Origin of the sequence: Seramator thermalis, assembly GCF_004138125.1 — a bacterium.
GTDB classification, from domain to species: Bacteria; Bacteroidota; Bacteroidia; order Bacteroidales; family Dysgonomonadaceae; genus Seramator; species Seramator thermalis.
The window spans coordinates 1-15,619 of the sequence record NZ_RXHS01000018.1; the positions used below are offsets into that span (position 1 = coordinate 1).

The following is a 15,619-nucleotide window of genomic DNA, read 5'->3' on the forward strand; positions in this document are numbered from 1 at the left end:
AACGATTTATTTGCGTGTCCGGCATAAAGCCGAACAGAAGATTAAATGATAAACTTGTTAAAGAACTCGTCGAGTTTGCAGCAATTGCTGCATGATTCGTATATTAAATAATTAACGAACTATTGATTATACATTCTCAATTAATTTACGTTTACCCATACAAATTCATATAGAACCTTTATTTTTTGCGATTGCAATGGCCGAAATTGATCATTGTGCCGTGATCAAGTAAAAATAGAGACTGCCTCCTACTTTCATTAATTCATACAAACCAAGAAATATCCGACACAAATCCCTCAAAACATAATCATTCCTGCTTTTTCTCATTAATTTATTGGAAATTCGGAACAAAATTGTCATCTTTACGTTTTAAAAAATCACAACAACCGAAAAAAAAACAATGGATACCAACAACCCTATCGGGACGATGGACTTGGATGCCATCGAGGCTCTATACAAACAGTACAAAGATGATCCGAAAAGTGTAGATGCCAGCTTCCAATTTTTCTTTCAGGGATTCGATCTGGCAACTCGCCAATACCCCGTAAAACCGACTACCGGGGTTTCCTACTCCGAAAACTTTGCCAAGGAAATGGCTGTCTTAAACTTGATTGCAGGATATCGGCGTCGCGGGCATTTATTCACAAAAACAAATCCGGTTCGCACTCGCAGAACCTATTCGCCTACACTTGATCTCGAAAATTTCAATCTCACAGAAGGTGATCTGGATACTGAGTTCGAGGCAGGCAACGAAATCGGAATCGGTAGAGCCAAGCTTCGAGATATCGTTTCTCATTTGCAGGAAACTTACTGCAAATCTATCGGCGTGGAATATCGCTACATGACAAAGCCCGAAATCGTGCAATGGCTTCAGAATAAGATGGAAGGATCGAAGAACCAAGAAGTTCTCTCTAACGAAACCAAACTGCACGTTTTAGACTCTTTGGTAGAAGCCTCGGGGCTGGAGGATTATATGCACAAAAAATTTGTCGGTCAAAAAAGATTTTCTCTCGAAGGGTCCGAAGCGATTATTCCCGCTCTCGATACCATCATATCACATGGAGGACAATACGATGCCAACGATATCGTCATCGGAATGGCTCATCGTGGACGGTTAAACGTGTTGGCCAATATCATGAAGAAGCCTTATTGGGAAATTTTTCGAGGATTTATTGCTCAGGGATATGAAGACGGAATCTTATATGGCGATGTGAAATATCATCTGGGATACAATAATACATTCGAGTATAACGGACGAAAAATATCGATCAGTCTCGTGCCCAACCCATCGCATTTGGAATCATCAACACCTGTAGCCGAAGGTGTGGCGCGTGCGATAATCGAAAACGACCGCGATTACAACTATCAGCAAGTGATACCCATTCTCATTCACGGCGATGCCGCCATTGCCGCTCAGGGGGTTGTTTACGAAGCAATTCAATTCTCCAAACTCGATGGATACAAAACCGGTGGAACCATTCATTTCGTGATCAACAATCAAGTAGGATTCACCACAAATTATTTGCAGGGACGTTCGAGTACCTATTGTACCGATATAGCGAAAGTTACCCAGTCGCCTGTTTTCCATGTCAACGGCGACGATGTGGAAGCGATGATTTTTGTTGCCAAACTCGCACTCGAATTTCGTCAGAAATTCAACATCGATGTGTTTATAGATTTGCTTTCGTACCGGAAGTACGGACACAACGAGGGTGATGAACCCCGTTTTACACAACCCAAACTTTATGACATAATTGCCAAGCACAAAAATCCGCGTGAAATTTATGCCGAAAAATTGATGGCCGAAAGTGTGATTTCGCAGCAGGAATATGATCGAAAAGTTTCGGATTTTCACCAACGGATGGAACGCGAATACGAGAAATCAATCGAAAGTCCCCGATTGCGAATTTTACCTTTTCTCCGGGAGAAGTATCAAAATATCCGTTTGCCTCGTGCAGAAGACTTTGAATCACCGGTTGACACGGCTTTCCAAAAGGATGAGTTTCTTGATTTGGCAAGACGAATAACGACTTTGCCTTCTGACAAACATTTTTTCAATAAAACCATTCGTTTGTTCGCACAACGTGCAGATATGATCGAGTCCGACGCCTACGATTGGGCGATGGGCGAGTTGATGGCTTATGCAACACTGGCAAAGGAAATGCATGCCGTACGATTGAGTGGACAGGATTCGGAACGCGGAACCTTTTCGCACCGACATGCCGAAATAGTAACCGAAGACGGCGAGGAAAAATATTTTCCTCTCAAACATTTGGGAGGAGAATTTGCTCCCGTTCGTGTTTACAATTCGCCTCTGAGCGAATATGGTATTCTGGCATTCGAATATGGATATTCACTCGCTTATCCCGACGGACTCACCATTTGGGAAGCACAGTTTGGAGATTTCCTCAACGAGGCACAGGTGGTTGTGGATCAATACATCGCTTCAGCTCAAGAAAAATGGGGGGTAAAATCGGGTTTGGTTCTTTACCTTCCGCACGGTTACGAGGGACAGGGTGCCGAACATTCGAGCGGTCGCGTCGAGCGCATTCTCAGTCTGTGTGCCAATTACAACATGCAAGTGGTAATTCCTTCCACGCCGGCCAATCACTACCATGCCCTGCGCAGACAGCTGCATCGGGATATTCGCATACCTTTAATCGCTTTCACCCCGAAAAGCCTGTTGCGTCACCCCGAGTGTGTTTCGTCTCTTGCCGACTTCACCGAAGGACATTTTCAGGAAGTGATCGCCGATAAATCGGTTTCAGATTTTTCAAGAATAACTAAGTTGGTGCTTTGTACCGGAAAAATATACTACGAACTCGATGCCGCTCGCAAAGAAACCAATGCAGATCATGTTTCGATTGTTCGCCTCGAACAATTGTATCCTTATCCCGAAAACCAACTTAAAGAAATTCTAAAAAATTACGGTCCTAACGTCGAAAAAGTTTGGGTGCAGGAAGAACCCTACAACATGGGTGCCGGCTTGTTCGTCAAAGATCATTTTGGAGAACCTCTCCAAATTATCAGTCGCCCTGCAAGCGGTGTTACCGCCGAAGGATTACCCGCTATGCACAAAGTGAATCAGTCAAAAATTATCCGCGAAGCAATCAAATAACATCTCACAGATATGGCAATTATAGACATAAAAATCCCGACACCGGGCGAATCTATCACGCACGTCGAACTCTATCGTTGGCTCGTTGAGGATGGTGCGATAGTAAAAAAAGGAACAGAGATAGCCGAACTCGAATCGGAGAAGGCTACGCTTACTCTTGTTGCCGACGAGGCAGGCAAAATTTCTCATAAAGCAACCGAAGGTTCCCTATTGGAAGTTGGCTCGGTGGCTTGCACAATCGATACTTCATTCCAACCTGATGCGGCAGAAACTCCTGACGAAACGGTCAAAAAGGAACCTTCGGCGCAAGAGCAAACAAAAGTGGATACCTCACCTCAACCGGAAATACCTGCTTACGAAGAAAAAAGCTCGCCACAAGTCCAAGACAATTCTTCAACTTTCGAGAAGGTAAAAATCACGCCGTTAGCCAAAAAGATGATGCAAGAAAATGGCTTGTCGATAGAAGATGTGATTAACGGCTTGCGTCGGCTGAAAGCTTCGGATATCGAAGCAGCGATGGATGATAGTACAATGGCACCCGGTGTGCGCAAGACAGCAACTCGAGACTACAAAACCGAGCGCATGAGTTCGCTCCGCCGAAAGCTGAGTGAACGCCTCGTTTCTGTAAAAAACGAAACAGCCATGTTGACTACTTTCAACGAGGTGAATATGAAAGCAATTCTCGATTTGAGAAAAAAATATCAGGATCAGTTCGTCGAGAAACATGGCATAAAGCTCGGACTTATGTCATTTTTCATGAAAGCATCTTCTATCGCTTTGCTCGAATATCCCAATGTCAATTCGTCCATCGAAGGCGAGAATATGATTTTCTATAACTATACCGATATTTCGGTTGCGGTAAGTACTCCCAAAGGATTGATGGTACCTGTGGTTCGAAATGTGGAAAGTTTGAGTTTGGCAGAAATCGAGAAACAGGTAGCTTCATTATCCGAAAAAGCTCGAAAAGGGAAACTTTCGATTCCCGAAATGAGTGGCGGCACTTTCACCATCACCAACGGAGGCATTTTCGGTTCGATGATGTCCACTCCGATTATCAACCCGCCTCAGTCGGCTATTTTGGGTATGCACAACATCTTGGAACGTCCGGTAGCCATCGAAGGACAAGTGGCGATACGTCCCATGATGTATGTTGCCTTGTCATATGATCATCGCGTGATCGATGGCAAAGATTCGGTCGGGTTTCTCGTCAGGGTGAAAAAATTGCTCGAAAATCCCGTTGACATGCTTTTCGGAGAAAGCAGTGGCGAACGTGCCTTGCTCGAATTGTAAAACCGGTTTTCAGGAAATGATTTTGAATTTGGCAAATTTCAGTAACAACTGTTTGGTGCCGGCCGATTCAAAATCTACAAAGGCTCGTTTGTCGCTACCCGACTGTTCTATGGCCGAAACCACGCCGCGTCCGAAACGCTCGTGTTCGATGACATTGCCTTCGTGCAATGCTTCTGCTTCTTTCGATAGGGGTGTCGAACTTGCGGAACGTGCAACGGGCGATATCTTTTTCGGTTCATTTATAAACGACGGTTGTTCGGGTTCCTTACGGAAAACCTGCTGATTGCGAAGCGATCCCCAAAATCCGTCATTGGATGCTTCGCGTTGCGTCGAAAGGGTATTGCGTTCCATCGATAGATATTCCGGATCGATATCTCGCAAAAAGCGACTTTCGCGTGCCGGATTGATTTGCCCGTTCTTAAACCGACTTTTGGCGAAGGTAAGGGTGCAGGTTTTTTTGGCTCGGGTGATGGCCACATAAAAGAGCCGGCGTTCTTCTTCCAATCCTCTCATCTCGTTCATGGCCATGCGCGAGGGGAACAGATCTTCTTCCAATCCCACCACGAAAACGTGATTAAATTCGAGACCTTTGGCCGAATGAACCGTCATCAACGTTACCTTTTCGTCTTGGGCTTCCTGATCGGTATCCTGGTCGGTGAGCAACGATACTTCCGAAAGGAAATCGATCAGTCGAATATCTTCCGCGCCTTCTTCAGTGCGCGTCGAAACGAACTCGTTCATTGCATTAAGAAGTTCTTCGATGTTTTCGGCACGGCTCATGCCTTCCGGCGTTTTGTCGTCGTAAGCCTCTCGGTATATTCCCGATTTTTGAACCACCAAATGAGCCAGCTCATAGGCATTGAGCGTTTCGTTCTGTTCGATAAATTCGCTGATCAGTGCACGAAAATCGGCCAGTTTTTTGGCTGTTCCCGAATTGATGTTCAAATTATATTGCAGTGGATCGCTCAACACTTGCCACAGACTCACGCCGTGAAGTTGGGCGGCCGACGCAATTTTCGCGAATGTAGTTTCGCCGATCCCTCTTGCAGGGTAATTGATGATGCGCCGCAAGGCTTCTTCGTCGCCGGGATTGACGATGAGCCGAAAATAGCAGATCACATCCTTGATTTCTTTTCGTTGATAGAACGAAACTCCACCGTAAATGCGATAGGGAATGTTTTTTTTGCGTAAAGCTTCTTCAAAAATACGCGATTGTGCATTGGTGCGGTACAGGATGGCAAAATCACCATACGAAGCATGCTCTTCGTAGCGCATTCGCGCTATTTTATTGGAAACGATCAATCCTTCCTCGAAGTCCGAAAAAGCGCCGGCAACTTCCAGCTTTTCGCCTTCGTCGTTCTTCGAGAATACGTTTTTAAAGATTTGCTCCGTATTTTTCTTGATAAGGCTGTTTGCCGCATTCACAATAGTTTGGGTCGATCGATAGTTTTGCTCGAGTTTGAAAATCCGGGTTTCGGGAAAATTGGATTTAAATTTGAGAATATTGTCGATATTCGCTCCCCGAAACGAATAGATGCTTTGGGCATCATCGCCTACGGCGCAAATGCGGTGATGCTTGTCGGCGAGTTGCTTCACGATAAGGTGCTGCGAAAAATTCGTGTCCTGATACTCGTCAACCAAAATATACTGAAAACGGTTTTGATAATTTTCGAGCACTTCCGGATGGTCACGGAACAGTATATTGGTGTACATGAGCAAATCGTCGAAATCCATGCTGTTGGCCGAACGAAGGCGGTCCTGATATCGTTGGTAGATTTCAAATAGTTGTGGCCGTTTTGCCGCCCGGTCGTATTCCTGAATTTCGGTGTTCTGGGCATACATTTTGGGTGTGATCAGATTGTTTTTGGCCCTCGATATCTGATTATGCACACTGCCCGCTTTGTAAATCTTGTCATCCAGATTCATGTCCTTGATGATCTGTCGGATGAGACTTGCAGAATCTCCCGAATCAAAAATCGTGAAATTCGATTTAAATCCGATGTGTTCGGCTTCGCTGCGCAATATGCGTGCAAAGATGGAATGAAATGTTCCCATCCACAACTGTCGGGCTTTCTTTTCACCTACCAAATCGGCAATCCGCATCTTCATTTCGCGTGCCGCTTTGTTCGTAAAGGTCAGGGCAAGAATGTAATAGGGCGGAAGTCCTTGTGCCAAAAGATAAGCTATCTTGTAGGTCAGCACACGTGTTTTGCCCGAACCGGCGCCGGCTATCACCAGCGATGGTCCGTCGCAATAGGCAACGGCCTCGCGTTGAGCTTCATTTAATTGACCGAGCAGTTTCTCGGAAATATCCGGATCTTTGTCTTGCATAGCTGCAAAAATACAAATTTTATCCGCACGAAAACAGAAAACCGCCTTATAGAAGGGCGGTTTTCTGTTTAATATTCTCTAAAAAATTATCTGAGCGTATAACGCAGAGTCAGTGCAAATCCACTATACCAATAGTCGTTGTAATCGTTTGTGAAGTTAAACGACGGTTTCCAATCCAAAGAGACGGCAAAAGGTGCTTCGGGGAATGTATATTCCAAGCCGCCAATGATGTCTGCCCCAATCAAAAAAGCGTTGTCGTATTTATCCTTGTGATGGTGAATGCCTCCGATATGGGCTCCAAGACCAAGATACCAATCCAGATTGTCGACCCCTTCGAGTGGTCGCTGGTATTCATAGAGTCCTACCAACTGAAAATAATTGGGCGAGATACTCAGGATGCCTTCGAACGCACTGCTATTGGTGAAAAAGTTTTTGTAAGTCAATCCGCTATCGTACCCCAATCGTACGCCAAGACCGGTGTTATAATTCTGCGCACTCAATGTAAATGTAGTGGTCAAAGCCGTCGCCAAAAGTGTGGCAACAAAAAATCTTTTTAGTTTCATACGTCAATGTTTTTGTTAATAGTTTGTTTTGCAAATAAAATAAGATTCCTACTATAATAACGTTATATCTCGGCGATTGTTTATTTTCGTTAATCAAAAAAATCAATTATGCAGATAACATCACGATTTTCAGCAACCGGATAAGCATTTACAATACCGTTTAATCGATGTTTAGAAACTTTTTCAGCCTCTACCCGGAGTATTTTTTCATGCTTTGTTCGTGTTGGGTTTCCGTCGTATTTGCGCCGTACTTGCGTCGTATTTGGTTCGAATAGAGTTTAACCCAAATTTTGGACTTTTGGGGGCTCGATTTCAAGATTCGTATGTGAGAAATAGAGACATTTTTCCGATTTTTAAGATTTTTAAGATGTAAGAAACAGTAAACAATCTTCTTTGCCGAATTTTCTTTATGTGCCGAAGCAGTTGCTCCTATTTTGTTGTGGCCTGCAGATAACAAGTTCGGCACAGTGGCTGATATTCCTGTGTCTCGCCCAGCAATACCTGTTTGTCGATTGCCACAAGTCGATGCGAATAATTGGCCAGCCGGCCACATTTCACGCAAATGGCATGAACTTTGGTTACATCGTCGGCAATGGCACACAAGGCCGGCATTGGCCCGAAGGGGACACGTTTGAAATCCATGTCGAGACCGGCCACGATCACACGAACTCCCTGGTCGGCAAGTGCTTGGCAAACTTCCACCAGGCCTTCGTCAAAAAACTGTGCCTCGTCGATCCCCACCACTTCCACTTCCGAGGACAACAGCAGGATGTTGTTCGAATGTTCCACCGGCGTGGATGGAATGGAATTTTGATCGTGCGACACCACATCGTCTGCCGAATAGCGATTGTCGATGCATGGTTTAAAAATTTCCACCTTTTGATGTGCAAAATTGGCTCGTCGTAATCTGCGAAGCAATTCTTCGGTCTTACCCGAGAACATCGAGCCGCAAATCACTTCGATACGGCCGCTACGAACGGTTTCTTCTATGCTGTTTTCGTTGTACATCTTTGAATAATTGAGGAAAGTTATTTTCCTCTCACGATTTTCTTGATTTCGTTTAATTTGTTGAGCGCTTCAAGCGGCGTCAAATTGTTGACATCCAAATGGAGCAATTCGTCTCGGATTTGGCTGAGCACCGGATCGTCCAACTGAAAAAAGCTCAACTGATAGCCTTCCCGTTTTTCGATGAAATCGTCAATGGGTTTTTTGATGCCGTGTTTGCGGTTTTCCGATTCCATCTGTTTCAGAATGGCTTGCGCTCGCTTGGTGATGCTTTGCGGCATGCCGGCCATTTGGGCTACGTGAATTCCGAAACTGTGCTCGCTGCCGCCGGGTTGTAATTTTCGCAGAAAAATCACGTTGTTATCCACCTCCTTCACCGATACATTAAAATTACGTATCCGCTTAAACGATTTTTGCATTTCGTTGAGTTCGTGATAATGCGTTGCGAAAAGTGTTTTGGCTCGAGCACGCGGATGTTCGTGCAGATATTCCACAATGGCCCATGCAATGGAAATGCCGTCGTAGGTGCTTGTCCCACGACCGAGTTCGTCGAAGAGCACCAGGCTTCGTTGCGAAATATTGTTGAGGATATTGGCGGCTTCGTTCATTTCTACCATGAAGGTGGATTCACCCAACGATATGTTGTCCGAAGCGCCAACACGCGTAAAAATCTTATCTACCAGACCTATTTTTGCCGATTCGGCAGGGACAAAACTGCCGATTTGTGCCATGATGACGATGAGCGCCGTTTGTCGCAGCAAAGCCGATTTGCCTGCCATATTCGGGCCGGTGATGATCAGAATTTGTTGCGATTCGTTGTCCAGAAATACATCGTTCGATATGTAGGGCTCGTCGGGCGGCAACTGTTTCTCGATGACGGGATGGCGGCCTGCCTTGATGTCGATAACGTCCGATTCGTCGATTTCGGGACGAATATATTTGTTTTCCCGGGCCACCTTTGCAAACGACAACAAACAGTCGGCACGTGCTATCACATTGGCATTCACCTGGATGGTCGGAATGTATTCTATCAGGCTTTCTACCAGCGAAGAATAGAGTTGTGTTTCGATAACCGAAATTTTATCTTCGGCACCCAATATCTTTTCTTCATATTCCTTCAATTCCTGAGTGATATAGCGTTCGGCATTCACGAGCGTCTGCTTGCGAATCCAATCGTCGGGGACTTTGTCCTTGTGGGTGTTGCGCACCTCGATGTAATATCCGAATACATTATTAAACCCCACTTTAAGCGAGGGGATGCCGGTTCGCTCGCTTTCGCGCCGCTGGATATGCAGCAGATAATCTTTTCCCGAATAGGCAATTTCGCGCAATTCGTCGAGCTCGGCGTTCACACCTTTCCGAATGATTCCTCCTTTGTTAAGAAGTGCAGGGGGATCGGGCACAATTTCTCTTTCGATGCGGTCGCGAATCACAGGACACGGATTCAGCTTTTCGCCCATTTCTTTCAGACTGATGTTGTCCGATGCCAGAAACGCTTCGCGTATGGGTTCGATGGCTGTCAAAGCTACTTTCAGCTGCACCACTTCACGCGGAGCAATTCGCCCTACGGCTGCTTTCGAAATGATTCGTTCCAAATCGCCGATGAGCGAAAGCTGTTGTTCCAACAGATCTTTCAATTCCGGCTCGCGAAAGAAGTTTTCCACCACATCGAGGCGATTTTCAATCGGTTTTTTGTCTTTCAACGGAAACACGATCCAGCGCCGCAACAGGCGCGAGCCCATTGGCGAAACGGTTTTGTCGAGCACATCGAGCAGACTTTTGCCTCCTTCGTTCATCGGCGCAATCAATTCGAGACTCCGAACGGTGAATTTGTCGAGCCGCACATAGCGGTCTTCTTCGATGCGGCGCAATGCCACGATGTGGCTTATTTGCGAATGTTGTGTGATGTCGAGATAATGAAGAATGGCTCCCGAGGCAATGATGCCGAGCGGCAAATGATCTACGCCGAATCCTTTCAGGTTTTTCGTCTGAAAATGTTTGAGGAGTCTGTCACGAGCGGCATCCGATGTAAAAATCCAATCGTCGAGCTCGAAAAGGAAAAACAACGAACCGAAACGTTCTTCGAATTTTTTCCGACTGCCGCGTTCGATCAGAATTTCTTTCGGAGAAAAATTGGACAAGAGTTTGTCGATGTCGTCTCTCGTTCCTTCCGACGTCAGAAATTCACCGGTTGAAATATCGAGAAAAGCAATGCCGAAATGTTTGCCGTCGGCTGTGTGTATAGCACAAAGAAAATTATTCTCCTTGTGGTTGAGCATATTATCGTCAATGGTAATGCCCGGCGTTACCAATTCGGTAATGCCCCGCTTGACGAGTTTCTTGGTTGTTTTGGGGTCTTCCAACTGATCGCAAATGGCAACTCGTTTGCCTGCTCTCACCAGTTTGGGCAAATAGGTATCGAGTGCGTGATGGGGAAACCCGGCAAGCTCCACAAACTGGGCAGCGCCATTGGCACGTCGGGTGAGCGTTATGCCCAAAATTTCGGAAGCGATGATGGCGTCATCCGAAAAAGTTTCGTAAAAATCGCCTACACGAAACAGCAGTATGGCATCGGGATGTTGTTTTTTGATCTCGATGTACTGCTTCATCAAAGGTGTTTCTACGATTTCTTTGCTCACTGTCTTATTTTTTAGTCGAACAAAGATAGTGATTTCTGAAGATTGATGGTAATTTTGATTGTGAAGAGTTGATCGGTTATTGATCAAAAAAAGCTGGTGAGAATATGAATTTACGGAATGACCTGCGAGGAAGGATTTTTTATATTCTTCTCATAAAACAAAGCTTTCGGCAAAAGATTCAAAGAGCTTTCACGATAACATAAAAAAGAAGGGCTTTCGAAGTCAATCGAAGCCCCTCTTTTTGCATTATGAGAGTAAAAAAACTTTTATTTGATTTTTTTATATCCATAAACGGCGCGATCGCCCAATTCTTCCTCAATGCGAAGTAGCTGGTTATATTTCGCCATACGATCGGAGCGGCTCAGAGAACCGGTTTTGATTTGTCCCGAGTTCGTTGCCACAGCGATATCGGCAATGGTAGCATCTTCGGTTTCGCCCGAACGGTGCGATATTACCGTAGTATAACCGTTGCGCTGAGCCATTTCGATGGCATTGAGCGTCTCGGTTAATGTACCGATCTGGTTGACCTTGACCAGGATGGAGTTCGCACAACCCAACCGTATCCCCTTTTCGAGAAATTCTACGTTGGTTACGAACACATCGTCGCCCACCAACTGACATTTTCCGCCAAGCTTGTCGGTAAGCAGTTTCCATCCGTCCCAGTCATTTTCGCTCATTCCGTCTTCGATGGAATCGATGGGATATTTCGAAATCAGTTGTTCCAGATATTCGGCCTGTTGAGCGGATGTTCTCTTCTCACCTTTACTGCCTTCGAATTTGGTATAATCGTAAATGCCGTTTTCGTAAAATTCGGAAGCCGCGCAATCGAGGCCAATCGTCACGTCTCTACCCGGTTCGTATCCTGCATTTTTGATGGCGATAAGAATCGATTCGAGTGCTTCCTCTGTTCCACCCGAAAGATTTGGAGCAAAACCACCCTCATCGCCTACTGCCGTACTTAATCCCTTATCGTGAAGCACTTTTTTCAGCGAATGGAAGATTTCTGCACCTGCACGCAATCCTTCTTTAAACGATTTCGCACCTACAGGACGAATCATAAATTCCTGAAAAGCGATAGGAGCGTCGGAGTGTGAACCTCCGTTGATAATATTCATCATCGGAACAGGCAACACGTAAGTATTTGTGCCGCCGATGTAGCGATAAAGAGGCAATCCGAGATAATCGGCTCCGGCTTTGGCTACTGCGAGCGATACTCCCAACAAGGCATTGGCTCCGAGATGCGATTTGGTTTTTGTTCCATCAAGTTCGAGCAATTTGGCATCGATTCCCATCTGATCCAATGCGCTCATACCAAGGAGAGCAGGAGCGATCACATCGTTTATATTTGCTACTGCTTTCTGAACGCCTTTTCCCAAATATCTTTTTTTGTCACCATCGCGAAGCTCAAGGGCTTCATTTTCGCCTGTGGATGCTCCGGAAGGAACGGCAGCACGGCCAAAAGCTCCCGATTCGGTAGTTACATCTACTTCTACTGTGGGGTTTCCTCTCGAATCGAGGATTTCACGTCCCAAAATACTTACAATTCTCATGTTTGATTGATTTTGATAAATTAATTATATCTTTTGTGATAATCTAAACTCTTGACCTGTACATCAATTTGATGGCACAAATATACTCTTTTTTTGTTAAATTCGAAATACAGTTGCTCAAAAAAATTGGGAGTAGAATAAAGGGAAAAACAGGGATCGTAAACCGAAAAATCCCTTTTCACTGGAAAGAGGCAATGAGTGTGCTCATGTTGGACGTGAGCAGACGGATAGAAATGGCCATGAGAATGACGCCAAAAAATTTTCGGAGAATATAGGCTCCACTTGCACCTAATATTCTTTTCACAGGATCTAAAAACCGCAAAACCAGATACACAATCGCAAGATTCAATAAAATGGCCACGATGATATTGATCGTTTGATATTCTGCGCGCATCGAAAGCAAGGTAGTGAAACTTGCCGGCCCGGCAATGAGAGGAAATACCACCGGCACCAGAGTGGATGAATTGCTGTCTCCGGACTGATCATTTTTGAATATTTCGACGCCTAAAATCATCTCTACCGAAAGTATCAATAATACAATCGCCCCTGCTACGGCAAACGACGAAATATCGACCTGAAAGAGTCTCAAGATCCATTCGCCTACAAAAAGAAAAAGCAACATGAAAAAAAGCGAATAAATGGCCACCTTCGGCGGATTGATGACCTTGTTTTGGCTACGAAGATTGATAAAAATAGGCACTGATCCAGATACATCGATTATAGCGAACAATACCAGGAATGCACTTACGATTTCAACTCCGTTTATACCCCACATAACAATAAAAAAGAATAAAGTCAGTTTTTCCTATCAATCTGACCACAAAAATAGCAAAATTTGTCTTAACTTCCAATAGCTTCAGAATATTTGTCAAGAGCAGTAATTAGTGAAGTTAATCCAAAGGCATTTTGATGAGCAAAATTCAGATATTTGATAATTTTAAACGCATTAAAATGATGGAAAAATCTTTTTTGAAAGGATTTTAGCGTCGCCGCATTAGCATTGCAATCCTGGATATCGAGCAGAAAATTGTTCTCTGTCAAAAATTCCTGCAACATGGGATGTAGACAGCGGATCATTTCGATGATGCGATCTTGCGACGCGCCGTAAAAACTGTCTTTCATGTCGAAGAACTGTCTCAACGACTGAAACGCTTCAAAGTCATAAACTTTCATCAAGCCATCTTTTTGGGCTATAATCTTTTGCAAAGCAGGGCCGGTACCAAAAGGGACGCGATCCGAAAATCGCGCCATCGGGTAAACCATCACATCGTCGAGCTCTTTTGTCTTTCCCATTTGAAATATTTTTTGCAAAAAATAAAAATCTTCTCCTCCCTGCTGACGCCCCATTCCTCCGACACGCACATAGGCGTCGGCAGTCACCGCAAAAGCAGAACCGATGGTATGATAATAATACGGAAAGCCCGTATATCGAAGTGCGTTCTCGAAATATCTAAGATAAGCTTCGTATTGGCGAACGGCATCTTCTATAGTCGGATCACCATGCTCGACACGGTGATAAAAATTGTGAATGGTGCAGCACAATTTTTCATCTCCGCGGAAACTTTCGGAAATGTCGACCAAAAAATTCGGAGAAACGGTGCAATCCGCATCGAGTGAAACGAGGATACCGGTTGGATTTTCGGTTCGAAGAAAATAATCGACGGCCAAATCCATCCCTATTTTTCGCGCCAATCCCACACCTGCATGTTTGCGTGGAAGTTCCTCACACAGCAATGGCATAAAATGTATTTTCTCATTGCCATGCGCTTGTGAAAAAGCATGCACCAGGCTAAAAGACTCTCTGTTTTGCCGAGCAACATCGGCAGAGCAATTCTCTCTCGAGTTAATCACCACAATCACCAACGTGCCACAAGCAGGAGAAGCACATTCACAAAGACTTTGCAAAGTAGCTTCCAGATTAGGCTCGTTGTAACAAGGAATGACAACGGCCATGCAAGCACTGAAATCAGCCGAAATCAGACTCGCTCTCGGCAGTTTGCTCTTTTTCAAATAGGGTTCCCAATGCTTCATGAGCAGATAAAAAATTAGGCCCTCGATAAAAAGGACCTAATATACACGTTTTCTTTTTGGGTAAAAAAGAATTTATTCCTTTTTCTCATTTGAAGACGAAGGAGCCGTTGCAGGGCCATATTTCTTATTCAGAAAATCAATCACTTCCTTCGTAATATCGTATTTTTTATCGCTGTAAAGAATCGTCCCTGTACCCCGATTACTGAAAATAATTTCGTATTTCTTGTTCTTATTAAATTCTTCCAAACGAACCTTGATGGTATCTTCCATCTGAAAGTTTAGCTTTTGTTGTTCCAAAGCAAATTCCTGAGACAGACGATTTGCCGTTTGCTCATATTCCTGTTGCATGCGCATGATGCGATCATATTCTTGCTGTGCCCTGTCCTGACTCAAAAAAGCGTTGTTCTGTCGTTTACGTTCAAATTCCTGTGCGGCTGTCTGCATCTCACGCTGTTTTTGATTGAGTGTGGCACGACTGCTTTCTTCCTTTCGAATAAGTGCTTCGTTGAGATCTTTTGCAAAATTATAATTCGACAACAAGGAGTCGATATTAACATAGGCAATCGGCAACGTTACGGTTGAATCGGATAAGTTGAATGCTGCACCGTTTTTATCTGAGTTGAGAGACGTTCGTGAGGTAAAAAACAAGATATATAGCACCACCACGGCGACAGCAATTATGCCGCCAATTACATACGAATAGGTATTCTTCATTTTCGATTATTTTTTGTGTTCGGATTTCAAAATCAATTCAACGGGATTTACCTTGGCGCGCATCTGAGTATCCTGATCGGAAGCACAGAGGATGTTTCTATCCTGCATAGCTTTGCTTGCACCGATATGTGTGTTGGGAAACTCTCCGTCTTTCGTAAAAAAGACTTTGACGCCCATCAACAATACTGCCACAAACAGTAAGAGTATACCAATAAATATCGTTTGCATCATATTCTTACCTCAATTTTTGAGCAAAGATAGTTGAATTAGCCAATTAAAGCGAATTTTTTCGTATTAAAGATATTAAATTTTTCTCGAACGAAGATTTCTTGTAAATTTATCGCTCGAATCAAAACAACAATCGATTTTTTGCGTTCA

The 15,619-nt window shown here is 44.4% G+C and carries 11 protein-coding genes; 2 read left to right on the forward strand and 9 right to left on the reverse strand.

What is annotated here, in order from left to right; all coding sequences use genetic code 11:
- Positions 1-400 precede the first annotated feature (400 nt).
- Together EJN84_RS10995 and odhB are read left to right on the forward strand one after the other, a co-directional pair.
- Positions 401-3,118 carry a 2-oxoglutarate dehydrogenase E1 component gene (locus tag EJN84_RS10995; protein WP_129595468.1) on the forward strand — a complete coding sequence of 906 codons (2,718 nt, stop codon included), beginning with the start codon at positions 401-403 and terminating at the stop codon, positions 3,116-3,118.
- Positions 3,119-3,130: 12 nt separating this feature from the next.
- Complete coding sequence (gene odhB / locus EJN84_RS11000; RefSeq protein ID WP_129595469.1) at positions 3,131-4,408, forward strand: 2-oxoglutarate dehydrogenase complex dihydrolipoyllysine-residue succinyltransferase; 1,278 nt, start codon at positions 3,131-3,133, stop codon at positions 4,406-4,408.
- A 9-nt stretch (positions 4,409-4,417) separates the two neighbouring features.
- Here the strand turns inward: odhB and EJN84_RS11005 are convergent, their stop codons facing one another.
- The 9 genes from EJN84_RS11005 to EJN84_RS11045 all read right to left on the reverse strand — a co-directional run bounded on the left by EJN84_RS11005 (position 4,418) and on the right by EJN84_RS11045 (position 15,472).
- Positions 4,418-6,739, reverse strand: coding sequence for an ATP-dependent helicase (locus EJN84_RS11005; RefSeq protein WP_129595470.1), 2,322 nt, complete (start codon positions 6,737-6,739; stop codon positions 4,418-4,420).
- An 86-nt stretch (positions 6,740-6,825) separates the two neighbouring features.
- Complete coding sequence (locus tag EJN84_RS11010; protein WP_129595471.1) at positions 6,826-7,302, reverse strand: hypothetical protein; 477 nt, start codon at positions 7,300-7,302, stop codon at positions 6,826-6,828.
- 429 nt (positions 7,303-7,731) lie between these two features.
- Positions 7,732-8,310 carry a thymidine kinase gene (locus EJN84_RS11015; RefSeq protein WP_129595472.1) on the reverse strand — a complete coding sequence of 193 codons (579 nt, stop codon included), beginning with the start codon at positions 8,308-8,310 and terminating at the stop codon, positions 7,732-7,734.
- A gap of 20 nt (positions 8,311-8,330) precedes the next feature.
- On the reverse strand, positions 8,331-10,916 hold the full coding sequence (gene mutS / locus EJN84_RS11020) for a DNA mismatch repair protein MutS (RefSeq protein ID WP_394343095.1): 2,586 nt from the start codon (positions 10,914-10,916) through the stop codon (positions 8,331-8,333).
- Between the two features lie 296 nt (positions 10,917-11,212).
- Positions 11,213-12,496, reverse strand: coding sequence for a phosphopyruvate hydratase (gene eno / locus EJN84_RS11025; protein WP_129595474.1), 1,284 nt, complete (start codon positions 12,494-12,496; stop codon positions 11,213-11,215).
- Positions 12,497-12,674: 178 nt separating this feature from the next.
- Positions 12,675-13,271, reverse strand: coding sequence for a MarC family protein (locus tag EJN84_RS11030; RefSeq protein ID WP_129595475.1), 597 nt, complete (start codon positions 13,269-13,271; stop codon positions 12,675-12,677).
- A gap of 65 nt (positions 13,272-13,336) precedes the next feature.
- On the reverse strand, positions 13,337-14,527 hold the full coding sequence (locus tag EJN84_RS11035) for a glycosyltransferase (protein WP_129595476.1): 1,191 nt from the start codon (positions 14,525-14,527) through the stop codon (positions 13,337-13,339).
- Positions 14,528-14,599: 72 nt separating this feature from the next.
- Positions 14,600-15,241: an OmpH family outer membrane protein gene (locus EJN84_RS11040; protein ID WP_129595477.1), complete on the reverse strand. Its 642-nt coding sequence runs from the start codon at positions 15,239-15,241 to the stop codon at positions 14,600-14,602.
- A gap of 6 nt (positions 15,242-15,247) precedes the next feature.
- On the reverse strand, positions 15,248-15,472 hold the full coding sequence (locus EJN84_RS11045) for a hypothetical protein (protein WP_129595478.1): 225 nt from the start codon (positions 15,470-15,472) through the stop codon (positions 15,248-15,250).
- Positions 15,473-15,619: the final 147 nt, after the last annotated feature.

Bases quoted from the DNA above. Each gene is read 5' to 3' on its own strand.
- EJN84_RS11010 (WP_129595471.1), bottom strand. From the start codon at position 7,302: ATGAAACTAAAAAGATTTTTTGTTGCCACACTTTTGGCGACGGCTTTG.
- EJN84_RS11035 (WP_129595476.1), bottom strand. From the start codon at position 14,527: ATGAAGCATTGGGAACCCTATTTGAAAAAGAGCAAACTGCCGAGAGCG.
- EJN84_RS11045 (WP_129595478.1), bottom strand. From the start codon at position 15,472: ATGATGCAAACGATATTTATTGGTATACTCTTACTGTTTGTGGCAGTA.
- odhB (WP_129595469.1), top strand. From the start codon at position 3,131: ATGGCAATTATAGACATAAAAATCCCGACACCGGGCGAATCTATCACG.
- eno (WP_129595474.1), bottom strand. From the start codon at position 12,496: ATGAGAATTGTAAGTATTTTGGGACGTGAAATCCTCGATTCGAGAGGA.
- EJN84_RS11015 (WP_129595472.1), bottom strand. From the start codon at position 8,310: ATGTACAACGAAAACAGCATAGAAGAAACCGTTCGTAGCGGCCGTATC.
- EJN84_RS10995 (WP_129595468.1), top strand. From the start codon at position 401: ATGGATACCAACAACCCTATCGGGACGATGGACTTGGATGCCATCGAG.
- EJN84_RS11040 (WP_129595477.1), bottom strand. From the start codon at position 15,241: ATGAAGAATACCTATTCGTATGTAATTGGCGGCATAATTGCTGTCGCC.
- mutS (WP_394343095.1), bottom strand. From the start codon at position 10,916: ATGAAGCAGTACATCGAGATCAAAAAACAACATCCCGATGCCATACTG.
- EJN84_RS11005 (WP_129595470.1), bottom strand. From the start codon at position 6,739: ATGCAAGACAAAGATCCGGATATTTCCGAGAAACTGCTCGGTCAATTA.
- EJN84_RS11030 (WP_129595475.1), bottom strand. From the start codon at position 13,271: ATGTGGGGTATAAACGGAGTTGAAATCGTAAGTGCATTCCTGGTATTG.